A 22,819-nucleotide genomic window follows, 5' to 3' on the forward strand; every position below is an offset into this window, starting at 1 on the left:
ATAGGCAAATTTTAAAATTTACGCTTCTAAAATTTTGCTAGGAGAGGCAATGAATCTTGTTTTATTCGACTTTGACGGCACGATCACGCGCGATGATTCCCTGCTCGAGTTCGTCGCCTACGTAGTCGGATTTAAGAAATTTTTTCGCGGGATTTTGGTGCTATCGCCCATTTTAGCGGCATATAAGCTAGGCCTTGCGAGCAATAATTTTACGCGCAGAAAGCTTCTAGGCTACTTTTTTGCGGGTATGAGCGCCGATAAATTCGATAAAATTTGCAAAAAATACTCCACCACTCACATCGAAGATATCCTAAAACAAAGCGCGATGGATAAGATCGCAAGCTATAAAGCCGCGGGCGATAGGGTTGTCATCGTCACCGCCTCGCTCGAAGACTGGCTGCGTCCGTGGTGCGATGCGCAGGGCTTGGAGCTTTTAGGCACCAAAATACGGCGCAAAGGAGGCATCATCACGGGCGAGATCGAGGGGCAGAACTGCTACGGCGCGCAAAAGGTCGCTCGCGTGCGCGCAGCATACGACGTGCAGGCTTTCGATCGTGTCATCGCTTACGGCGACAGCAGGGGCGATCGCGAGATGTTAGAATTCGCCGACGAGGCGCACTACAAGGCGTTTGAGTAAAATTTAACGCTGAAAGCTTAAAATAGCATCTGCGGCGACTGCGCTTTTGCCGTGAGTCATAATTTAGCTCACGCAGAATTTTATCCTTTTAAATTTATCGCGCTTATCTGTGGAATTACACCGCATGATAAATTTTTATATTTTATCGCAGTGCAAAAGCCCTGAACTACGAAATTATGTTGCAGAATGGGATTTTAAAATTCTCGGTGCGGGTAAAATTCTAAAATTCCGTCATGCATAAAATTTTAAAATTCTATCATAGCGTGAAATTTTGCTCCGAATGGAATAGATGTTTTTAAACCGAGCGTGAGATAAAATTTTAAATTTTGAAATTTTGCGGAATTTCTCGCTTACTAAAATTCCAAAATTTGCAGATCGCGGAATTCCACTCGCCGCGTGCGAAGCGGAATTTTAAAATTTAAAAATCCCGCGCCTTAGAATTCTAAGGTCTAAAGCATATTATAAATTCCGTCTAGCAGGAAGTATTTTTTATCCGCCGTGCCGCGATAAAACGGCTCGAAAGTGTCCTCATAAGCCTTTTTGAAAAAGCCCTCTTTGCTTAGCTTGATTAGATCGGCATTGATGAAATCAAGCAGGCTTTGATTGCCTTTTTGCACGCCGACGCCTAAGAATTCCGCCGCGCCTAGGTTTTTAAACGGCACTTCGAGCGTATCGTCCACGACAGCATAGGCTAGGACGATGATGTTGTCATTGGCGTAACCGTCGGCTCTGCCGTCCTTTATCATCGCATAGCACTCGGAGGTATTTTTGCAGTAAACTAAATTGCTAAATTTCTCTTTGCGTAGATAGCGCTCGGTCATCGAGCCGTTGGGATTTTTTTCGATTGAAATTCTCATATCACGAACCTGTGCGAAGTCTTTCACTTGATCCTCTTTACGCGTTACAATGCCAAAATTTACCGATAGATACGGTAGTGAGAAATCCACCTGCTTCTTACGCTCTTGCGTAATCATAAAGGTGCCGATAACCATATCGACCTTGTTATTTTTCAAAAACGGGATTCTCTCGCCTGCGGTTACGGCTACGAACTGCACTTCGCCCTTTTTATCGCCGAAAATATCTTTGGCGATTGAGCTAGCAAGCTCGATTTCAAAGCCCTCAAACTTGCCGTTATTAGACTCGCTTAGCGGCGGACGACCTTCGCGTACGCCCACTCTGATGATCCCTGCCTGCCTGATTTCATCTAATGTATTTGCAAAAATGCTAGCGCAAAATAAGGCTAAAATAAAAAGTAATCTCATAAAAAGCCCCCTACTTTTTAGTTTTCGGAATAATTATAGCACTATATATTTTAGAGAAAATAAATTCAAGCGGTTTAAAATTTAATCACCGCGCGTATGCAAGTTTGAAATTTAGGGGCGAATCGGGGATTTAAAATTTAATGAATTTGAAAAATTTTAAATCCCAAGATTTTAGTTATACAAGCTACCTGCGATAAATTTTATATTTTGATTCCTAGCTCGCTTTTATAGCAAGTCATAAATTCCATCTAAAAGGAAGTATTTTTTATCCGCCGTACCGCGGTAAAAAGGCTCGAAAGTGTCCTGATAAGCCTTTTTGAAAAAGCCCTCTTTGCTTAGTTTTACAAGCTCTGCGTTGATAAAATCAAGTAGCTCCTTATTTCCTTTTTGCACGCCAATACCGATGAAATCGGGCTTACCGAAGTTTTGAAACGGTACTTCGAGCGTATCGTCCACGACGGCGTAGGCTAGCACCGTGATATTAAGGTTGATGTATCCGTCGGCTTTGCCGTCTCGGATCATCGCGTAGCATTCACTTGTGCTTTTGCAGTAGCTTACATTGCTAAATTTCTCTTTTTTGAGGTAATTATCTACGGTCGTGCCCTCTTCAGTTACGAGCCTCATATCGCGCAAACGCGATATATCTTTGATGGCGTCTGCTTTGCGAGTTAGTACGCCGAGATTGGTCGAAAAATACGGCATCGAGAAGTCCACGTGATTTTTACGCGCCGAATCGATGACAAAGGTAGCTACGACCATATCGACTTTATTATTGACTAGATACGAAACGCGATCGGCGGCGCTTAGAGAGACGAACTGCACTTCGCCTTGTTTGGCACCGAAAATCGCCTTTGCGATCGCATTGGCAAGCTCGATCTCAAAGCCTTCAAATTTACCACCGCTAATCTCGCTAAAAGGCGGTCTGCCGTCTCTGACGCCTACTCTAATGACGCCGCTATTTCTGATCTCTTGCAGCGTGTTTGCAAAAAGCCCCGCACAAAGCAAGATCAAAGTAAAAAGTAGTTTCATTTGCTGCTCCTTTGTTTAGGTTATTTATGGCTAATTCTAGCGAAATTAAGATCAAAAGGCGCTTTTTTAGGCTAAATTTATTTGTCATTTGCTTTTTATGAAATTTCAAGGCGCCATTAAATTTAGCCTTAGATTTGATATAATCGTGCAAAATTTAAGCGAGGGCAATATGAAAAATTTTATCTTTTTGTGGCTTTTACTTGTGGGCTGCGCTTTCGGCGCCGCTAAAGAGGATGCGGCGGCTTCTACTACGCAGCAGGTGGCGTCAAATTTGCCGCAGCCAAATTTTGAAATTTTTTACGATGAAAATGCTAGCGATGCGCAGATAGATGCGGGCTTGGACGCGCTTTTGGAATTCGCGGCGCAAAACAGGGGCAGGATCGACGAGGATTTCGGGGAGTTTAAAGATAGAATTTTCACCGCTTTCATTTTTAATCCAAAGGTGCTGCGAAATTCAAAATTTGACTTCGAGCGGATAGAAAAAATCCTTAAATTTAAACCAAATCTCAATTACGGCGGAGACGGCGGTTATTTCTCGCCGCTAAAGCTCGCGATCTTTTTCGGCTCGAAATTTAGCAGCGAGATAGCGAAGCTTTACCATTTTGATAAAGCCGATGCGATGCGGCTTTTAGAGCTTTTGGTGCGAAACGGCGCGGACGTCAAGGCTAGCGGGCTGCTGCGAGATGCCGCGGCAAACGATAATTTCGAGGCATTTAAGTTTTTGATTGCAAACGGCGCGCGAGATACGAAAGATGTGGTCGGCTCGGTTGCGGGCAGCGAATTAATATTTTTAAGCGACAATAACGTTTCCATTCTCGGATATAAAGAGGCGCTGCCGCTTGCTGCGAGGGAGTTTGCCGCGGGCACCAAATTTAAAGAATTCCGCGATGGGAGATTATGCTATTTGGACGAAATTTTAAAATTCCAAAGCTTTGCAAGCATCGATAAAAAGGAGATCGAAACGCTTATCAAAGTAGCTGTGGTGCTGGATGACGAGATGACGGCGGAGTTTTTGCTCTCTCGCGGCCTTTGCAAGCAGAAGGGGCTTTGCGAGTTTCTAAAAGTGCAGGCAAAAACTTACGACGCTGCAAAAATTTCTAAAATTTTAAGCCGCAAAGAGAAGTAAATTTTAAAATTTGAGCAGCTACGGCGTGGCAAGCGGATAAAATCGCTATTACAATTGCGCCAGCCGCAGCCGCCCTACTTTGTCATTTAACGCGAGCGAAAAAGCAAAATTTGTTCCGCCTAATCTACTCTCCTCCGCTTATCAAACAGCTCGCTATTAAGTCTATTCAAGATAAATTTTAATTTATTTGCCAGACAGCGCGGCGGCGAAGGTAAATTTTAAAATTTAATCAATATAAAGGACAAATTTAAGTGCCATTGTTATATAATTTACCCTATTTTTTAAAAAGGAGTTTGAGATGACTTTTATAGAATCTGTTCGCACTTGTCTCAAAGAGAATTATTGCAATTTTGAGGGGCGTGCACCACGTTCAGAGTACTGGTGGTTTGAATTATTTGCGGCACTTTTAGTAATCGTAACGTTAGTATTGGATGGCTTTTTAGGCACCTATGCCGTTACGAGTTCTGGTAGAATGATCGGTTTCATTAACTCAATCTTTTTATTGGCAATACTTTTACCTTCTATTGCCGTAGCGGTAAGGCGTCTGCACGATACCGATAGAAGTGGCTGGTTTTATCTATTAATTTTTGTCCCGATAATAGGCCCGGTAGTATTGATAGTGTTTTTTATCCAGCAAGGCACTAACGGAGGCAACCGCTTTGGAGACGATCTGTTGCGACCCGCAAGCAGAGGCTCGATTTTTTAAACGTAGCTTTGTAGCACACATAAGCTTTGCAAATAAGCTAAATTTAGAGCTAATTCCATTTTGGTTTTAGCCCTTTTTACTAGGCGGTTTTGCTCAAAATAGCCTTTTATATTTAAATTTAGATTCGCCGCGAGATTCAAACTACAAAATTTTAATCCTATTGCCTTTTAATTTCACTATTTTTTTGTCGTTTACTAGCTTCGTAATCGCTTGAGAGACATTTTGGCGAGGCGCGCCGAGTAGGCTTGCAAGCGTCATTATATTAAAGGGAAGCTCCACGATCTTGTCTGCGTTTGCGATGCGATTTAAGAAATTTAAAATCCGCGTCTGGATTTTCGCAAAGACGATCTCTTTAATTAAAATCCGCTGCGAGTAGATATTTTTGATAAGTGCGTTTATGATCGAGCTTGCAAACTCGTCTCCGAGCAACTCGAAAAGCTCCGAGATGTTGATCTGCAGCGTCTCGCAGTCGCTTAAAATTTCAAGGCTCGTGTTTTTATCCAAGCAGACGTAGGCGCCGCTTCTTACGAAGCTAAAGATAAATTCCTTACCGTTTTCGTAGCAATTTAGCTTCGCCCTGCCACGTAGCAGAATGATAAATTTAAACTTTTGCGCGTAGATCACGTCGCCGTGAGCGTAGCTTTCGCGTCTAAATTTAGCAATCCGCTCCCTGCTTAAAAAGTCGAATTTCTCGCTGTAATCGTTATTTAGTCTATCTATCATAGCAGCTCTTTGCATAAAATTTCACGTAAATTTTACATAAAAAGGATAAATTCGTCGCAATCGCGACAAATTTAAATTTATCTTTGATTTATAATTCGCGTTAAAGATAACCTAGAAAGGATACTTTATGAGGAAAATTTTTATCTCATTTATCTGTGCGTGTTCGCTTTTTGGCGGCGAGGTAATCTCTAAAACCGCTACGATCTCGCAAGACGGCAAAGCAATCGGCGAGGCTGAAATTTTAACGCCGATCGAGGTGATATCCAGCGATGGCGGCGTTACCAAGATTAAAATTAAAGGCGTCGTGAGCGAAAACTATCAGCTTCAAATCCAAAAAAATATGAAAGAGGCTGAAATTTACGCGATTTTTACGAACGAAGCCGAAGCAAATTTTAAAAAGGGCAAAAAGCTCGAGGACGATTACGGCGAGATTTGGTATGAGGCGGAGGGGATTTACGAGATCAGTTCGGATGCCGTAGCTAAGGACGCTAAGGCGCTTTATGCGGAGGCAAAGACGAACTACGAGCAGATCTGCTCGGCGTGTCACCGCTTGCATGAGCCAAAGAGCTTCACGGCAAATCAGTGGCCTGCAAATTTGCAAGAGATGATCAATGCAAACTACGTAGCGCTCGAGGGCGACGAGCTAAATTTGATCATAAAATACCTACAACACAACGCAAAAAAACCTGAATGATAAATGAGATCAGATGAAAAGGCGAGACTTTTTAAAGGCAGGGATTTTAGGCGCAAGCGCGGCAAGCGCTAGCAGGATCGAGGGGGTTACACAGACGATTTTTGATAACAAAAAGGTATTCGGCGCGAATAGATTCGGCCCTTTTTGGCTAAATTTAAACTCGTCGCAGATCGTTTCGGTAAGCGAATTCGAGGGCGATAAATTTCCAAACACGATGAATTACAGCTTGCCCGATTCCGTGCAGAACGAAAACCGCGTGCTCTATCCGATGGTGCGCAAAAGCTATCTAAAGGCTAAAGGCGCGGCAAAGAGCGAACTGCGCGGCAAAGAGGAGTTCGTGCGCGTTAGCTGGGACACGGCCCTTGATCTAGCCGCAAAGGCTTTGAAAGAAAATTTCGACAAATACGGCGCCGAGGCGATCTACGGCGAGTGCTACTGGTGGGGCGGTAGCGGCAAGATCGGCTGGGGACGCACCGTAGCGCACCGAATGCTTAAAATTTTAGGCGGCTACGTAGAGGAAAGCGGCGATTACTCCACCGGCGCGGGGCTCGTCATCATGCCTCACGTGCTTGGCTCAAGCGCCGTTTACGACGCGCCTACTACGTGGAAAGCGATCGTCAAAAACGCCAAAAACGTCGTATTTTGGGGCACCGATCCTGTGGTAACCAATCAAATTTCATCCATTCCGCCTACGCACGACGGTTATATCGGCATGCAAGAGCTTAAGAAATCGGGCATCAAAACTTATAGCGTAAACGTAATGAGAAACGACACCGCGCGCTACTTTGGCAGCGAAGATATCATTGTGCGCCCGAACACCGACACCGCGCTCATCATCGGTATGTGCCATTATCTGTTTACGAACAATCTCTACGATGAGGAATTTATCAAAAAATACACAGTCGGATTTAATAAATTTAAAGCGTATTTTCTAGGCGAGAGCGATAAAATCGTAAAGGACGCAGCTTGGGCGAGCAAAATTTGCGGGCTTAGCGAGGAGGCTATTGCGAAATTTGCTACGGCGCTTGCAAAGGAGCCGAGCACGATCCTGATCGGTCGCGGTTTGCAGCGCGCAGATCACGGCGAGCAGCCTTTCTGGGCGCTAGTGGCGCTTAATGCGATGCTGGGGTATATCGGCAAGGAGGGTCTCGGCTTTGAATTTAGCCTGGGCTACGGCTCTGCGGGCGCTACGAATAAAGTGGCTCCGATTTTAAAGGGACTTAGCACACGCATAGATGAAAAATACGAAAACACGGGCTCTGCGCCTTGGAAAAACGCGAAAAACATCACCATCCCATCCTCTCGCAGCATAGAGGCGCTGGAGCATCCGGGCAAGCAGATCGATTATGACGGCACCAAGATCAAGCTGCCGCATATGAGAGTCGCATATATGGCGTGCGGATCGATGTTTACGCGCCATCAGGACGTGAATAATATTGTGAGGCAGTGGCGCAAATTTGACACCGTCATCACCGCCGAGCCGTACTGGACGAGCACCGCAAAACTTAGCGACATCGTGCTTCCCGTCGCGATCGAGGTCGAGCGCAACGACATCAACCAAACGGGCGCTACGGGCGAATATATAGTCGCTTACAGACCTGCAATCGAGCCGATGGGCGAGAGCAAGAGCGACTTTTGGATCTGCGAGCAGATCTGCAAGCGCTGGGGATACGGTGAGGTCTTTAGCGAGGGCAAGGACGAGTTAGGCTGGATGAAAGAATTCTACGCCGATGCCGTAGAGCAAGCCAAAGGCCTAAATATAACGATGCCTAGCTTCGAAGAATTTTACGACAAAGGCTTCGTGCGCTTTGAAAAGGACGACGAGAGCAGCGCGCTATATACGCGCCTTGCGGCATTCCGCGAAAATCCCGCCAAAAACCGCCTCGGCACGCCGTCTGGCAAGATCGAGCTTTACTCGCCCGTAATCGCTAAGATGGGCTATGCCGACTGCCCGCCGATGCCTACTTGGATCGAGCCTAAGGAGTGGCTAGGCGATGCGAAAAAGACGGCGAAGTATCCGATCCACATCGTAAGCCCGCACTCTCGCTACCGCCTGCACAGCCAGCTAAACAACTCGATCATCAGAAATTTCGCCGAGGTTAGCGGCAGAGAGCCGGTGCTGATAAATCCAAAAGACGCCGAAGCTCGCGGGCTTGCGAACGGCGACATCGTGCGCGTTTTCAATGACCGCGGCGAAATTTTGGCAGGCGTACTCGTTACCGACATCGTGCCCGAGCGCGTCGCAGCGATCTGCGAGGGCGCGTGGTACGATCCCGAGGTTTGGGGCGAGAAGAGCCTCTGCCAGCACGGCTGCGTAAACGTGCTTACGTTCGATAAAGGCACGTCAAGTCTCGCGCAAAGCAACTCGGCTCACACCGTGCTAGCGCAGATTGAGAAATTTAAAGGGGAGATTAAACCTATAACGGCGTTTTCTAAACCTAAAATCCTACAATCTTTGTAGCGCGTCGTCTCGCGAGTGCTTTTGAGAGAGATTTGAAATTTTAAGTCTGCGGCAGACTACTTGTCTAGCCTTGACTTAAAATTTCTGCACAACTCTCAAAATCATCTCGCGATACTTCCGCTTGTCTTTTTGTGCTCAAATTTGGTGAAAATTTGAGCACAATTTGCTTCTTTTGTGTGCGTCAAATTTGAATGTAAATTTTGCTCAGGTTAAAAACTCTGCTAAAATTCGCTCAAATTTAACCCAAAGGTCGCGCCATGCAAATCCCGAATTTGATCCGAAATTTTATCCGCAAACGCATCGTTTCAGAGTCCATTTTGCTGCCGTTTTTCTATCCCGATGAGGGCGAGTTTGAGAGTTTTCAGGACGGATATAGGCTCGCTAGCCGCAAAACTGGCGAGGAGCTAGCAGACGACGCACCAGGGCAGTGGCGAAAGAGCTGGCGGGTCATCGCGCGTAACGGCATGGACGATCCGTTTTTCGTGGATTTTGCCCTCGGGGACGCCTCGCCGGTGTATTTTGCCTATCACGGCGCGGGCTCGTGGGAGCCGATAAAGGTCGCGGACGATATCGTTAAATTTGAAGCAATTTTAACCGCACTTGTCGCGCTTAAAGCGCCTTGCTCGCTTGAAGCGATCGCGCCGCTTACTGATTTAAACAACGAATTTTACCGCGAGCTGGCGGACGACTACGCGCGGGAAGACGAAGTGCGCGAGGAGCCCAAATATAAATATTCCAGCGTTTTTACCCTGGACTTGGGTGCCGATAAGGTAAAAACGCTCGTGTTTTTAAAGAAATTTTTTGACGACGAAAGCTTTGCAGTGACCAAAGAGAGGGCGCAAAATTTGCCGCTTTGCGTATTTAGCGGCATAGAGGAGTCAGCGCTAGCGCTACAAGACAAACTTGCCTCACTCGGAGTTAAATTTTACGCGCGGGAGATCTCTTTTAGCGAATTTATCGCGCGGAGTGACTAAGCGAGCAAATTTAAAATTTCAACTCCCGCTGCTGCTAAATTTAAAATTTAGCAGCAGGCGATCCTATTAAATTTCGTGCTCGTTCGCTTGATATCGCAGTGCGTTAATAGCTTTGCGTACGCTGGAGCGAAAATTAAAGCGTAAAATCAAAATGTAAAATTGAAGTGGATTTTAAGCGCCCTACTTCGTTTTTTACTTGCAGTAGGGCGAATTTGCTTAAAGTAGTGAACTAAAGCGAGGCGAAAATTATCCAAACCTTGGATCTGTTATCTTGCTCAGTTAGAGCAGCTGTTGCGAGCGACGAGCTCTGCAAAATCTAGGGCTGCGTCGTAGTCGGGCTCAGAGGCTATGTCGCTTACGAGCTCTTTATAAACCACAACGCCTGCGGTATCTATGACGAAGATTGCTCTGGCACTGAGACCTGCTAATGCGCCGCTGGCGATGAGGGTGCCGTAGCGGCGGCAAAATTCCTTATCGCGGAAATCGCTTGCAACGCGTAGATTTTTGATCCCCTCAGTCGTACAAAACCTCCCCATCGCAAACGGTAAATCCATCGAAACGACGATTACTTCAGTGTTAGGAAGCGATGCGGCGCGCTCGTTGAACTTACGTGCCTCCGTCGCGCAGACGGGCGTATCTAGCGATGGCACAGCGACGATGATTTGCACGTGCTTGCCGCTAGCGATCTCAATTTCGCTTAGATCTTGAGCTACTAAGCGCACTTGCGGCGCGCGATCGCCTAGATTTATCTCTTGCCCGCTTAGCTCTACAGGCTTTCCTTGAAATGTTACTTTTGACATTTTTGTCCTTTGTTTTGAATTTGTAGCGGCGAATATACAAAAATTCCTTAAATTTCAGGTAAAATTGCTTTAAAAATCAAGGAGAGCAGATGGGCGAAGATATTTGGGGCAGCAGCAGCAATCCTGCATCGCTAGCCAGTATAAGACGTAAAAGCGGCGAAGAAAAAAAGCCCCTGGATGAGAAACCACAGGAGCAATCTGAGAATTTAGATTTAGCGCAAGAAGAACTTGCGGCGGATGATACTAGCGAGCAAAATTCTGCGGCTCAGAATTCTATAGAGCAAAATTCCACTTCCATAAGGCAAAATTTTACTCCACAGAATTCTGCGGAGCAAAATTTAGCTTTTGCAGCTCAAGGCCTAGATGAAGAAAATTCTATTTTGCGAGATTCTGCCGCTACAGGCTCTAGCGAGCAAGATTCTAACGCTAAAAGTTTGAATTCTACCGAAAATGCTGCGAACTCGCAGAATTTTGTGGAGCAAAATTCCACTTGGCAAAATTCAGCTTCCTCAAATTCCGATAGAATTAGCTCTACACAAAGCTCAGCTAAGGTTTACGATCTAAATAAAGCCTACGTATTTTATATGTTCCTAGGGCCTTTCGGTGCGCATAGATTTTATCTTGGGCGTATAATCTCCGCGATTTTTCAGCTTTTAGGCGGGCTGCCATTTCTCATCTGGCTTTTTTTAGTAGTGGTTGCTGTCATGTGGACGAGTATAGAAGGTAACGAGCTGTTGGCGCTTGTAAACTCATCTCGTCCGGATTTGGGCGTGCAAGCATCAGACCTAAAGGATATAGAACAGGGCTTTTTTCATTTTATGGTTATTTTTTCGGTGCCTAATGTTTTGTTTTTAATCTGGCTTATTAGCGACTTTTTTAGGTTGCCTGATATGGTGCGAAAGCTAAATGTATCCGTAGGCGCGGGAGCAATCCTGTATGTTTATGCGGATGACGCTAAAGAGCAGAGCGAAAATCTATCTACTGCCAAAACTACCCTTTACATAGCGTTTGGGCTTGAGGCGTTAAATGCGGTAGGCAGATATATCAAGAATATAGATAAAGTGGGTGCGTTGGAGGGCGTCGGACTTATATCTATGATATGCCTAGCTGTAGGGTTATATTTTTTAGCGCGGGCAATACGCAGCACGGATCTGCTATCAAACGCCGTGCTAGTCGGGGTTTCCTCGGCTATAAGCGCAGTAAGCACTATATTTGTAGGATTTGAATTGTTTAAACCATCAGTTTTTATGATAAGCATTTCTTGCGTATGCACAGCGGTATATCTGATCTATCAGCTGCTAGTTAGTAAAGAGCTTTATGATTGTAGCGGAGAGAAAAACTATCTAAGAGCGTTTTATGTTATTGCAGCTACGGAGATAGTAACTCTAGTCTTGATAGCGCTTGACTCGCAGCTTTTTGCCTTAGTATTTGCCATAGGGTGGTTAGCTTCGGTAGTTCTAAATGTTTCGGCGGTTTATGGCACTAGGGAGGTTACTGCCTCAAAAGGCGGCTACGGCCTAGTGCATCTGGCGCATCACGTAAAGCAGATGAACGGACGGGAGTTTTAGGTATTTAAATTTAAGGGGCGATTAGTATAATCCTATATTATTTTAAAAAAGGAGTTTTAAATGACTTTTATGGAGTCTGTGCAAACTTGCGTAAAGCAAAAATACGCCGCATTTAGCGGGCGAGCATCGAGGTCGGAGTACTGGTGGTTTTTTCTATTTACCGTGCTTGGCGGGATTGTTTTGAGCTTGATAGATGGCGTTTTAGGCACTACGATAGGGTATAATCAAATAATAGCCGGCAAAATCGTCCATCAAGAAATCGGCATTATAGATGCGCTTTTTCAGCTAGCTATGCTCGTGCCAGCCATTGCTGTATCGGTCAGGCGACTACATGACACCGATAGAAGCGGCTGGTTTTTTCTGCTTATTTTAACGCCGATCGTGGGTGCTTTTTTCGGCGATATCGGGCTTTTGGTATCATTTGTGGGTTGGATAGTGCTGCTTGTATTTTTCGTGCAGCGTGGCGATAGCGGGTCCAATCGCTTCGGATACGATCCGCTATGATAAAGCTCTAAACTTTGCGGAATTTTAGAATTCTAAAATTCCGTGCAGATAAAATTCTTTGTATTATCACTTAAAATTCTATGCATAAGCACTTTGTAGCGCTAAATTTTTCTTAGAATAAGCTTTTCAAATCCTCTTTAATTGATTGCCATTATCTGTAACTTAGAATTTTTATATTATAATGACGCTCAAAATTTTATTTTAGAAAGGATGAAAATGAAAGAGAGAATCGAGGCGCTGTTCGCGCAAAACCCTAAAATTTCGATCGCGCAGATCTGCAAAGAGCTCGGCGCCAAGGAGATCGACGTACTGCTAAACCTGCCCGAGCGCTTCGGAAAGAGCGCGGGCGGCGATAAATTCGGCGAGGTCATTAGGGAGCTTGAGAGTTGGGGCGAGGTGCTTTTCGTAAAAAATACGCCGAGCTTCATCATCGAGTTTAAAACTAAGATCCCAAGCGGCAAGAGCGCGCAGGGATATTATAATTTCGGCATGGGCGCAAACGGCGATGAGGCGCATGGGCTGGGCATTTTGGGGGGTCATCTAAAGACGGATGAGATCGATAAGATTATCCTCGTGACGCAGACTTTTATGGGGATGCTCTCGAAATTCGTGGGCTTTTACGACAAAGCGGGCGAGAATATCTTTAAAATTTACGTCTCGCGCGACGAGAAAGGACAGCTGCTAGCCGAGCAAGACGCGAAATTTGAAGCGCTAAAAGCCGCGATTTAGCGCCTCGCTTAAAATCGTCCTTGCCCCCGCTGCCTGCGCATAGCCTGCTTGAGCTTTAAAGCTCTACGGGGCGCCAACCAAGGCGCTTTAAGCTAGCCAATAAGCTTTCGGGCAAAATTTTAAATTATCGTTGATGATGAAATTCCAAACTCACCTCGTCGCTATTTCGTGTCTTAAGGGCGTTTGGAATTTCACTAGCCCGGGCTAGCGTCTGCCTTATCTGAAGCGGAATTTTGCCGCCTCAAATGGATAGCCCTTTCAAATTTTCTCTCAACAATTTACTACTAAATTTTCAAAAATTTTATTTATATTGTCTTTGTACTGCTTATCGTCAAACTCTAAATTATTATTCGCAATCTTCCGCCCGGTAATATCTCCGAGCTCTATAAGATATTGCTTGAACTTTTCTAAAAATTTATCTACGTTCGCCTTTTTGTCGGAGCTCCACTCATCCGAGCTAAAATGAATATACGCGATAATTTTTTTGCTTTTAAAATAATATTTCGGCTGATAAATTCCAGATTTGGGAAAATAACTCGATACTTCTCCGCTCAAACAAAGGCAAATATCGATCTTTTGCAGCGAGCGTATTTTAAAATCGCTAAAAATACTTTTAATCTCTTGCCTTACCGCCCTTATAATATCCGACATATAGATCGGCACATCGTCCACCCCGCCGATAACGGCATTTATGTTAAATTTCATATAGCGCCCCGCCCTTAAATTATAAAGTGATATTCTTCAAAATTTCGGCTCATTATATCATCTTCATAATATTTATCGAGCATCGGAGTTTCGAGGGTTTTAAAATCGGCATATTTTTTATCAAAACAGAGCCGAATAAAGATAAAATTTTATAAAATCTATCATTTTAATTTCATATCTCAAAAACTTTCCGCCGCCACGCAAGGAGCGTCAAATTTTAAAATTGAAATCTTATACGTGAAGCTTAAAGCTCATAAAACTCCGATATTTAGGGCAATACGGACCTAAATTTTTATCTTTTACTGCTATAATTCCCTCATAAATTTAAATCTTAAGATTAGAAAGTATTCTTAAGAATTTTATAAGATGGAGGAGATCTTGAATAGATTGATCTTAAAGATTTACGCGTGGCAAAATACTGCCACGCCGTGGTTTTGGCTCTTTGTGATAAGCGCAGGATATCTTGCGGCATCATATTTTTTCTTTCAGCGCTGCCTTTTTATGTCGCCTACGCAGATGAGCACCCTCGTGCGTCTGGGCTTTGCCGTAGCGGGCGTAGGCGCGCTCATCGGCTTGCTGATGTCCTTTAGCTTCATAGCAAGGCTCATTGCTTACCTGCTCGGCTTTGCAGGCGCGATATACGGCTATTTACAGAGCTCCGCGCCGCACCCCGCCGCAGATGCAGCAAATTGCCTCGCGGTACCCGCTTTCCCTTTTGCAGCGCCGCTTGATAGCCTGCTACCGGAGCTATTTCGCCCCGCAAGCTGCACGGGTACCCCGTCCTTTCCCGCGGGCACCGCGCTTAGCGATGTGCAGAGCTTTTTCGGCGGATTTTACGGCGAGGGATTTTATCTGGTGCCGAGCATTAAATTTGCAGACGCGGTGCAGTGCGCGCAGGTAGCGTTTGCGGCATTCGCGGCTGTTTTGGCCGTGATGTTTGCGAGCTTTTTATACGGCAGATTTACGAGAAGTTTTTAAAATTTTAAGAAAGGATAAGCATGAAGTTTTTAAATTCTATTGCGGCTGCGGCGGCTCTTACGGCTGTGATCGCAAGCTACGCTGGCGCCGAGGTTAAGGCGGGCGAGACGCTTTACGGCACGGTGTTAAAGCAGGTAAGCGTAAGCGGCGATTTGTCGCACAAGGACGGCAGGCTGCTGCCCACAAACGCCATAGAGGTTTTGGAGGTTAAGGACGGAGTAGTGAAATTTTCGCTCACCGGCTATCAAAATCCAAAGGCGCCCAACGTTATTTATTTCACGCCTAAAGCGCGCATAATCGCGGTGGCGTTTTCGAAGCAGGCTAAATTTCAAAGCGAGAGTTTGGGCGAAGAGGATGGCTTTAATAAAGTTAAAATAACCGCCTACACCGACGAGGGCGCGCTAAGCGGCGACGTGGATAAAATTTTCGCGGGAGCGAAGGAGAAATTCGAAGCCTCGTGTAGCGTCTGTCACGCTCTGCACCAGCCCGTCAGCTATGAAGCCAACAGATGGCCGGGCTACATCAAATCGATGCTTTCGCGCACGCCTATTAGCAAGGATGAGAGCTGGACGGTGGTGCAGTATCTGCAAAAGCACTCCAAGGACGTAAATTTAAAGGATATGAAATGAAAAGACGAAATTTTTTAAAGCTCGGCGCGGCGGTTTCGGCGCTTCCGCTCATCCCAAGCTCGATGCTCGCGGCGGATAAACTTACCGCGCTTAAGAAAAACGGCGAAATTTTAACCGCGGCGCGATGGGGAATTTTAAAAGCGAGCGTCAAAAACGGAAAGATCGTAAGGTCTGCGCCGTGGAAGATCACCTCTAAAATTCCAAATACTCTTCAAAATACGATGGCGGATCTCGTTTATAACACGCGCATCAAAGCGCCGATGGTGCGAAAATCCTATCTCGCCGATCCCGATAATCCAAAGCCCGAGCTTCGAGGGCTTGACGAATGGGTCGAAGTAAAATATGAAGACGCGATCAAGCTCGTCGCGCGCGAGCTTAAAAAGACGCGCGAGCAAAAGGGCGCGGACTCAGTGTTTGCGGGCAGCTACGGCTGGCAGAGTACGGGCAACGTGCATGTCTCAAGGACGCTACTTCATAGATTTATGAACTTAAGCGGCGGCTTTGCGGGCGTCACGGGCGATTACTCCACGGGTGCGGCACAGGTCATAATGCCGCACGTAACGGGCTCAAATCAGGTCTATGAGCAGCAAACCTCGTGGCCGGTGGTGCTTGAAAACTCCAAAGTAGTGGTCTTTTGGGGGCTCAATCCGATCTCTACGCTTCGCGTGGCATGGACGAGCTCGGACGAGCAGGGATTTAAGTATTTCGAACAGCTAAAAAACAGCGACAAAGAGATCATCATCATCGATCCGATTAAAACCGTAAGCGGCAAGTATTTTGAGGGCAAGGCGCGATGGATCACCCCTCGCCCGAACACCGACGTAGCGATGATGCTAGGCATGGCGCAGCACCTCTATTCGCAGGGCAAGTACGATAAGGAATTTTTACAAAGCTACACCGTGGGCTTTGAAAAATTCGTGCCGTACCTCACGGGGCAGAGCGACGGCGTAGCCAAGACGCCGGAGTGGGCTAGCGAAATTTGCGGCATTAGCGCGGACGTGATCAAAGAGCTTGCGATAAAATTTTACGAGAACCGCACGATGATAATGGCCGGTTGGGGTATCCAGCGCGCTCATCACGGCGAGCAGGCGCACTGGATGATCGTGACTTTGTGCGCGATGCTAGGGCAGATCGGACTTGCAGGAGGCGGCTTCGGCTTTAGCTACCACTACGCTAACGGCGGCGCGCCTACCTGCGCGGGCGGCGTAATCGGCGGAATGAACGCGGCAAGCGTCGGCGTCGTTAAGGACGGCAAATTTTTAGGGCTTGCGCAGGATCAGAAGCAAGGCGGCGAAGCAACTCAAGCGTGGCTGGTAAATACGGCGAAGGTTGCCTTCCCTCTAGCTCGCATCGCGGACGCGCTGTTAAATCCTGGCAAGACGATCGACGCGAATGGCAAAAAGATCACCTATCCGCAGATCGATTTCATCTACTGGGTCGGCGGAAATCCTATCGTACACCATCAAGATACCAACACCAACATCAAGGCTTGGCGCAAGCCGCGCACCATCGTAGTAAATGAAATTTACTGGACGCCGACTGCGAAGATGGCAGACATCGTGTTCCCGACCACGACGGAGTATGAGCGCAACGACATCACGATGAGCGGAGACTACTCCAATATGCATATCATCCCGATGAAGCAGGTCGTCGCCAAGCAGCACGGCGCGAAGGACGATTATCAAATTTTTACCGACCTTTGCAAGGCTTACGCGGACGGGCTTGCCGAGGTTTATACGGACGGCGGCAAAACGGAGATGGATTGGATCAAAGAATTTTACGAAGGAGCAGCTAGCGCCGTGAATGCAAACACCGCTTTAGGAATACAGATGCCGAGCTTTGAGCAGTGGTGGGAGAAAAACGAGCCGACGGAATTTTACGAAACGCCTGAGAGTGCTGCGTACGTGAGCTTTGAGGATTTTAGAAATGATCCCGTTTTGGAGGCTTTGGGAACGCCTAGCGGATTAATTGAAATTTACTCCGATACGATCGCCGCAATGAACTACAAAGACTGCGGCGCGCATCCGATGTGGTTCGAGCCCGTCGAGTGGCTCGGGATGAAGGATAAACCTGCGAAATTTCACCTGCTTAGTCTGCATCCGCTTGATCGCTTGCATTCACAGCAGAGCAACACCTCAAATCGCAAGAGATACGCCGTCGCGGATCGCGAGCCTGTGCTAATAAATACCGAGGACGCTAAGGAGCTCGGCATTAAGCAGGGCGATCTGGTGCGCGTGTTTAACGCTCGCGGCGAAATTTTGGCGGGAGCCAACGTAAGCGGCGACATAATGCGCGGCGTGGTGCAGATCTTCGAAGGTGCGTGGTATGATCCTAACGCCGAGGGGCTTTGCAAAAACGGAAATCCGAACGTGCTTACGATCGATCTTCCTACGAGCGAGCTTGCCAACGGCAACATCTCCCACACGGCGCTAGTAAATATCGAGCTTTATAAACATAAGGCGGGCGAGGATATTAAACTAACCGCATTTATGCCGCCTAAAGGGGCGAAGTAAGGATTGGGGCGGTTTGTGTTTTAAGACTGGCTCATTGCTGGCTTGGACTAGATACGCCAATCCTCTACGGGCTTTAGCCAAACTCGCCGTGGTTTTGCTACGGCGAGGCATATCGATTTCGACTTACCGCTGCTTTATATATTCCGGCTGTGTATTGGGACCAATTTGCTTGCTACAGCCTCGCGACTTCAACGATAGGTCGCGGAGCTGATTTAAATTTTATAGCCTTGCGCTTGCAGTGATGACTGAGTTGATTTGATTTATCGTAACTTTGAGCTGTGGCAGGCTGGAGATAACAGCAAGTAATATTTGCCTCGCCGCCCCACTCTGCCCTATTTGCTGGTGAAATTTAACGGCTTGCCGTTTGGACTAAAATTTCAATCCAAACTAAAAAACCGCCTAAGCTTCCATTTAAAATTTTTCTTCGGAATTTGCGTATCGCTAAAATCGTCGCTGTAAATTTCATTTTTATCGGTGAAATAGCCGCTGTTTTGAGCCTGCGGTATAAAGTCGGTCTGATCTTCTATTTTTACGTTTAGCGCCTTGAAATATTGCAGCAGCTCATGATACTCTTTTGCAGATACCGCATTTACTAAAAAGAAATTTCTGTTGTTAAATTTAACGACGAAATTTCTTTTTAACAGCCAAAGGCAAAATTTCGAAATTTGCTGTCTTAAATCCAGACTGAATTTCAAAATTTTAAGCCATAAAATAAGATAAAATTTTAAAATTCCACGCCTTTTTTTGGGTGTGAAAGTTTTTATTTTGGGACAAATACTACCGCTTTGATATTGATGCTTTTGTGCGTATTTTACTTATCTCCATAGTGAGTTTTACACTGAGCTATTTCTATGGCACCATTAGATATTCTAAATACGAGCCGATTTTTTCCATCTATTCTAACACTATAAAGCCCCGATAAATTGCCCTTTAGCGCTTCGGGTTTGCCTATACAATCGTAGCCGTTACGCTCTATATCTAGGATTAACTTATTTATGCGCTTTAGGATATTTTTATCATTTTCCTGCCAATACAGATAATCCTTCCAAGCTTCTTGCGACCAGATTTTTTCATTGGTCCGCTTCTAACAAATCGTGCTCAATCCCGCTATTTTCCTTTAATTCGTCAAAAGAGCGCTTAAGATGAGATAAATTTTCGTGGCTGTAAAAGGGATCTGCCGTCAGCTCGAAAGGAATTTTGCGTTCTTGCAATACTTTTTTAGCAAATATTGTAAAAGCAGTAGTTAAATTTAGCCCCATTTCAGAGCATACTTCCTCCAACCCTTTTTTAAGCTCGGCATCCATTCTAAAATTTACGTTTATAGATCGCGTCATATTGTCTCCTTTTTGACTGCATTATACATTATTTATATGGATAATGCAATGATTTATAAATATGCTTTGCTAAAATTCCATTACGAGAGAACACTATTAATTCTAAATCTAGCAAGATTTTAATTCAAAACGAAATATGCATACTAAGCGCGATTATACATAAAAGTAGCGCCAGCGGGACATAGACAAAGCGTCCGATGTCATACCAGAGCTTGCCGTGAACCCTCTCTGCGCCTAGATTGATCTCATCTAAAATTTCATTACGCTTAATCACCCAAAACCACGATATCGCGCCGATTACTGCTCCGATCGGAATGATATAAATCGATACGAAATCCATCCACGGACCCCATGAGCTTATCGCTTCCATACCAAGACCCGCACCAAGGCAGATCGCGCACAATAGCGCAAGCGTGAAGGCGCGGCTTAGCCTTGGAAACTTATGCATTAGCGATTCGGCGACTACTTCGAACATATTTTGAAGCGATGAAATTCCACCAAAAATCACGGCGGTAAATAAAATCACTGCAAAAATTCTACCGCCTGCCATATCTTGCAAAATTTTAGGCAGAGTTACGAAAAGTAGCTTAGGCCCCGCCGCAGGATCCATTCCGTAAGCAAATACTGCAGGGATCATCACTAGCGCAGCTACCATCGCAGCTAGCGTGTCAAATAGCGCGGTATTTTTCGCCGCAGATACGATGTCTTCGTCCTTGGATAGATACGCGCCATAAACGATCATCCCTGAGCCTGTAATCGATAGCGAGAAAAACGCCTGTCCCATCGCAGAAATCCAAACCATCGGATCTGCTAGCTTAGTAAAATCGGCGCCGAAAAGAAACGCATATCCGCCCGCAGCGCCTTGCAGTGTCGCGACCCTAATTGCCAAAATTGCAAATAGCACGAAAAATAACGGCATCATAATTTTATTCGTTTTTTCGATGCTTTTGGCGCCGAAAAACAGCGTCAGCAACGTACCTGCGACGATTATGCAGTGATAAGGCACCACGGAGTAGGGCGTCAGGGCAAAAGAGTTGAACCACGTATCGGTATTTTCGCTCATTAGCGAGCCGTCTATGGCTTGAACTAGCGCTTTTAGAACGTAGGCGATGATGACGGCATAGCCCACTGCGATACACATCGAACCGGCAAGCGGTAGCCAGCCGATAACCTTACCGATAGCGCCAAGTCCGCGGCTTTTCCACGCGTATTCGTATGAGCCTAGCGTGCCTGTTTTGGCGCGGCGACCGATCGCGTATTCGGCGCTTAGGCCTACGTATGAAAACAGCGCTACGAAAAAAACGTAGATTATCAAGAATGCGCCGCCGCCGTTCGTGCCGAGTTTGTAAGGGAAGCCCCAGACATTTGCCATACCTACAGCAGAGCCCACGCAAGCGATGATAAAGGCCCAACGCGATGAGAATTTGTGTTTTGTCATAAAGCCATCCGTGTGAAAAATTTTCGTTATGGTAGCAAAAAGGAATTTAAGATTTATTTATGCGGAATTTTAAGGCGTGCCAACTTGATTACTGAGGAATTTTTAGAATTTAAAATTGCGAAGTTTTAAAGTAAGATTGGTGAAATTTTACGATTAAAATCGATAGAGTTAATTCTGCGATACTACGCGGCAAAATTTTATCTTTAATAATTTTAGAATTTTACGTTTAGACTTTGGCTTTAAAATCCGCTTAGCCCAGGCTTGTAGCAGGGCTTGATATTTAAGTTAGCCGAGAAATTTAGATCAATTGAAATTTTAAAATTCCGCGAAATTTTGAAATTTTTAAAATCTACGATCTCGCAAAATTTGAAAACAGGCTTATCAAGAAATTTTATCTGGCGCCGCTCTGGCAGAATTTTCGCGGTAGAATTTCGCCTTTCGTTTGCAGCGCGCTTATAAATAGCACTTTTATGACGCTCTGAAGGGCGGTGGGAATTCCTCTACCCGCTATTAGGGCATCTATACGGGAGCGGCAAATAAATTTTTGCCCTATATGGGGATTGAGAGCGTCGCAAGTGGCAGCGCGCTTAAAATTTACGGCGCGCAGCATTGCAAAGTGGAATTTTATTAACCCGCACTTTGGCTTAGTTATTTTTCTCCGCTTCTTCGTTTTCTTGCGGTTGCGCGACTACTTTTTTGATCGCTTTTACGAGCGAAACTCTTGTGCCATCCATTCGCAGTACCTCGTAATCGCAGTTTTCATCGCTTATTTTATCGCCGATTTCAGGTAGGCTGCCGAAGAGGTTAAAGACGTAGCCGCCAATCGTTAGCTGCTCGGTCTCCTCGTCGAAGTCGATGCCCATCACCTCCTCGACGCCTTCGATCTCGAAGCGGCCTCTAAACTCAAAGGTGTTCTCGTCGATACATTTAAAATTTTGTGCATTCGCGTCGTGTTCATCGTTGATGTCGCCAAAAATTTCTTCTATTATATCTTCCATCGTCAAAAATCCCGCCGTGCCGCCGTATTCGTCGATGACGAGCGCGGCAAAAATGCGCTGCTTATTCATCATCGGTAAAATTTTAGAGATCGGGCTGTTTTCAGGCACGATGATGAGCTTGCGCACGATCTTATCGAAGCTTTTATCTCCCTTTTGCTGGATGATGTCGCGGATGTGGATGAGGCCTAGGACATTGTCCTTGCTGCCGTCGATATATGGGAAGCGCGTAAATTTCGACTGCAATACGGTTGCGTAGTTTTCATCGTAGCTTTTTTGCTTATTTAGGCATATGAGATCGCGCCTCGGCGTCATTATCTCTTTGGCGACCGTGTCGCTGAAATCGACGGCGTTTTTGATGATCTCGGTCTCTAGGCTATCGAGCACACCACCTTTTAGGCTCTCGCTCGCGATGATTTTGATCTCCTCGTCAGAAAGCGCGAGCTCGCTCTCTTTAGCGGGCTTTACGCCGATGATTTTAAGCGAGACGGCGGCGATGAAGTCAAACGCCTTGATGATCGGAAAAAACATAATCCAAAAAATATGAAGCGGTCTAGAGATAAAAAGCACGATCTTCTCGGTTTTAGCAATAGCGATGGATTTTGGCACTAGCTCGCCGAGTACGACATGAAATAGCGTAACGAGCGTAAAAGATATGACGAAGGCGATCGTATGCGCCGCCGCTCCGCCGCCTATGCCGATGGATCTTAGTGGCAGCTCGATCAGTCTTGATACCGCGGGCTCACCGATCCAGCCGAGGGCGAGCGAGCTTATCGTAATGCCTAGCTGAGTGGCGCTGAGATAGGTGTCTAGGGAGTTTGAAATTTTAAAAGCGAGCTTTGCGTTTGGAATTTTATCCTTGATAAGCTCTTCGAGGCGAGACTTTCTTACTTTGACGATTGAGAATTCCGAAAGAACGAAAAAAGCATTCATAAAGATGAATACAAAAGCTAAAACTAACATTAAAACCGAACTGTCCGTGTCCAAATTTCTTATCCTTTGAAATTTAAAAAT

At 45.8% G+C, this 22,819-nt stretch carries 22 protein-coding genes; 12 read left to right on the forward strand and 10 right to left on the reverse strand.

The window, feature by feature from the left end:
- Positions 1 to 49 precede the first annotated feature (49 nt).
- Positions 50 to 637: an HAD-IB family hydrolase gene (locus Q0224_RS09965; protein ID WP_297896884.1), complete on the forward strand. Its 588-nt coding sequence runs from the start codon at positions 50 to 52 to the stop codon at positions 635 to 637.
- A 449-nt stretch (positions 638 to 1,086) separates the two neighbouring features.
- Here the strand turns inward: Q0224_RS09965 and Q0224_RS09970 are convergent, their stop codons facing one another.
- A complete protein-coding gene (locus Q0224_RS09970; protein WP_297951018.1) occupies positions 1,087 to 1,899 on the reverse strand; it encodes a transporter substrate-binding domain-containing protein in 813 nt (270 codons plus the stop codon).
- 225 nt (positions 1,900 to 2,124) lie between these two features.
- A complete protein-coding gene (locus Q0224_RS09975; protein WP_297951019.1) occupies positions 2,125 to 2,928 on the reverse strand; it encodes a transporter substrate-binding domain-containing protein in 804 nt (267 codons plus the stop codon).
- A 97-nt stretch (positions 2,929 to 3,025) separates the two neighbouring features.
- Between Q0224_RS09975 and Q0224_RS09980 the strand changes: the two genes are divergently transcribed.
- Together Q0224_RS09980 and Q0224_RS09985 are read left to right on the forward strand one after the other, a co-directional pair.
- Entirely contained in the window at positions 3,026 to 4,054 is a 1,029-nt protein-coding gene (locus Q0224_RS09980; protein ID WP_297951021.1) for a hypothetical protein, read from the forward strand.
- Between the two features lie 298 nt (positions 4,055 to 4,352).
- Entirely contained in the window at positions 4,353 to 4,760 is a 408-nt protein-coding gene (locus tag Q0224_RS09985) for a DUF805 domain-containing protein (RefSeq protein ID WP_297951023.1), read from the forward strand.
- A gap of 141 nt (positions 4,761 to 4,901) precedes the next feature.
- On the opposite strand, the gene Q0224_RS09990 is transcribed toward Q0224_RS09985, so the two are convergent.
- The gene (locus Q0224_RS09990; protein ID WP_297951024.1) at positions 4,902 to 5,483 is read right to left on the reverse strand and encodes a Crp/Fnr family transcriptional regulator; all 582 of its coding nucleotides are present in this window, start codon (positions 5,481 to 5,483) and stop codon (positions 4,902 to 4,904) included.
- Between the two features lie 127 nt (positions 5,484 to 5,610).
- Between Q0224_RS09990 and Q0224_RS09995 the strand changes: the two genes are divergently transcribed.
- From Q0224_RS09995 to Q0224_RS10005, 3 genes are all read left to right on the forward strand, one after another.
- Positions 5,611 to 6,177 (forward strand): hypothetical protein, encoded by a 567-nt coding sequence (locus tag Q0224_RS09995; RefSeq protein WP_297951026.1) that lies wholly within the window; start codon positions 5,611 to 5,613, stop codon positions 6,175 to 6,177.
- Positions 6,178 to 6,190: 13 nt separating this feature from the next.
- Positions 6,191 to 8,638, forward strand: coding sequence for a molybdopterin-dependent oxidoreductase (locus Q0224_RS10000; protein ID WP_297951029.1), 2,448 nt, complete (start codon positions 6,191 to 6,193; stop codon positions 8,636 to 8,638).
- 257 nt (positions 8,639 to 8,895) lie between these two features.
- Positions 8,896 to 9,612, forward strand: a complete 717-nt coding sequence (locus Q0224_RS10005) for a hypothetical protein (protein ID WP_297951031.1) — start codon at positions 8,896 to 8,898, stop codon at positions 9,610 to 9,612.
- A 275-nt stretch (positions 9,613 to 9,887) separates the two neighbouring features.
- Here the strand turns inward: Q0224_RS10005 and tpx are convergent, their stop codons facing one another.
- Complete coding sequence (gene tpx, locus Q0224_RS10010) at positions 9,888 to 10,412, reverse strand: thiol peroxidase (protein ID WP_297881845.1); 525 nt, start codon at positions 10,410 to 10,412, stop codon at positions 9,888 to 9,890.
- An 89-nt stretch (positions 10,413 to 10,501) separates the two neighbouring features.
- Here tpx and Q0224_RS10015 point away from each other — a divergent pair, with 89 nt between their 5' ends.
- The 3 genes from Q0224_RS10015 (at position 10,502) to hutX (ending at position 13,213) form a co-directional block, all read left to right on the forward strand.
- Positions 10,502 to 11,980, forward strand: a complete 1,479-nt coding sequence (locus Q0224_RS10015) for an NINE protein (RefSeq protein WP_297951033.1) — start codon at positions 10,502 to 10,504, stop codon at positions 11,978 to 11,980.
- A 60-nt stretch (positions 11,981 to 12,040) separates the two neighbouring features.
- A complete protein-coding gene (locus Q0224_RS10020; protein ID WP_005872982.1) occupies positions 12,041 to 12,484 on the forward strand; it encodes a DUF805 domain-containing protein in 444 nt (147 codons plus the stop codon).
- A 216-nt stretch (positions 12,485 to 12,700) separates the two neighbouring features.
- Entirely contained in the window at positions 12,701 to 13,213 is a 513-nt protein-coding gene (gene hutX, locus Q0224_RS10025; RefSeq protein ID WP_040304324.1) for a heme utilization cystosolic carrier protein HutX, read from the forward strand.
- 270 nt (positions 13,214 to 13,483) lie between these two features.
- Here hutX and Q0224_RS10030 read toward each other — a convergent pair whose 3' ends face one another.
- The gene (locus tag Q0224_RS10030; RefSeq protein ID WP_297951035.1) at positions 13,484 to 13,918 is read right to left on the reverse strand and encodes an Imm12 family immunity protein; all 435 of its coding nucleotides are present in this window, start codon (positions 13,916 to 13,918) and stop codon (positions 13,484 to 13,486) included.
- 378 nt (positions 13,919 to 14,296) lie between these two features.
- On the opposite strand from Q0224_RS10030, the gene Q0224_RS10035 reads away from it, so the two are divergent.
- From Q0224_RS10035 to Q0224_RS10045, 3 genes are read left to right on the forward strand one after another with little or no spacing between them, the layout of a single operon-like run.
- Complete coding sequence (locus Q0224_RS10035; RefSeq protein ID WP_297951036.1) at positions 14,297 to 14,896, forward strand: disulfide bond formation protein B; 600 nt, start codon at positions 14,297 to 14,299, stop codon at positions 14,894 to 14,896.
- A 20-nt stretch (positions 14,897 to 14,916) separates the two neighbouring features.
- Entirely contained in the window at positions 14,917 to 15,525 is a 609-nt protein-coding gene (locus Q0224_RS10040) for a cytochrome C (protein ID WP_297951038.1), read from the forward strand.
- The gene (locus tag Q0224_RS10045; RefSeq protein ID WP_297951040.1) at positions 15,522 to 18,038 is read left to right on the forward strand and encodes a molybdopterin guanine dinucleotide-containing S/N-oxide reductase; all 2,517 of its coding nucleotides are present in this window, start codon (positions 15,522 to 15,524) and stop codon (positions 18,036 to 18,038) included. Before Q0224_RS10040 ends, Q0224_RS10045 begins: the two co-directional genes overlap by 4 nt.
- 377 nt (positions 18,039 to 18,415) lie before the next feature.
- On the opposite strand, the gene Q0224_RS10050 is transcribed toward Q0224_RS10045, so the two are convergent.
- The 5 genes from Q0224_RS10050 to Q0224_RS10070 form a co-directional block, all read right to left on the reverse strand.
- Positions 18,416 to 18,733 (reverse strand): hypothetical protein, encoded by a 318-nt coding sequence (locus tag Q0224_RS10050; protein ID WP_297951042.1) that lies wholly within the window; start codon positions 18,731 to 18,733, stop codon positions 18,416 to 18,418.
- Between the two features lie 116 nt (positions 18,734 to 18,849).
- The gene (locus tag Q0224_RS10055) at positions 18,850 to 19,104 is read right to left on the reverse strand and encodes a Txe/YoeB family addiction module toxin (RefSeq protein ID WP_297951103.1); all 255 of its coding nucleotides are present in this window, start codon (positions 19,102 to 19,104) and stop codon (positions 18,850 to 18,852) included.
- 4 nt (positions 19,105 to 19,108) lie between these two features.
- Positions 19,109 to 19,372 (reverse strand): type II toxin-antitoxin system RelB/DinJ family antitoxin, encoded by a 264-nt coding sequence (locus Q0224_RS10060; protein WP_295152683.1) that lies wholly within the window; start codon positions 19,370 to 19,372, stop codon positions 19,109 to 19,111.
- A gap of 124 nt (positions 19,373 to 19,496) precedes the next feature.
- On the reverse strand, positions 19,497 to 20,810 hold the full coding sequence (locus Q0224_RS10065) for a sodium-dependent transporter (protein WP_297951044.1): 1,314 nt from the start codon (positions 20,808 to 20,810) through the stop codon (positions 19,497 to 19,499).
- Between the two features lie 644 nt (positions 20,811 to 21,454).
- Complete coding sequence (locus tag Q0224_RS10070) at positions 21,455 to 22,768, reverse strand: hemolysin family protein (protein WP_297951104.1); 1,314 nt, start codon at positions 22,766 to 22,768, stop codon at positions 21,455 to 21,457.
- Between the last annotated feature and the right edge of the window lie 51 nt (positions 22,769 to 22,819).

This window comes from uncultured Campylobacter sp. (assembly GCF_938002845.1).
In the GTDB taxonomy this organism is placed as follows: Bacteria; Campylobacterota; Campylobacteria; order Campylobacterales; family Campylobacteraceae; genus Campylobacter_B.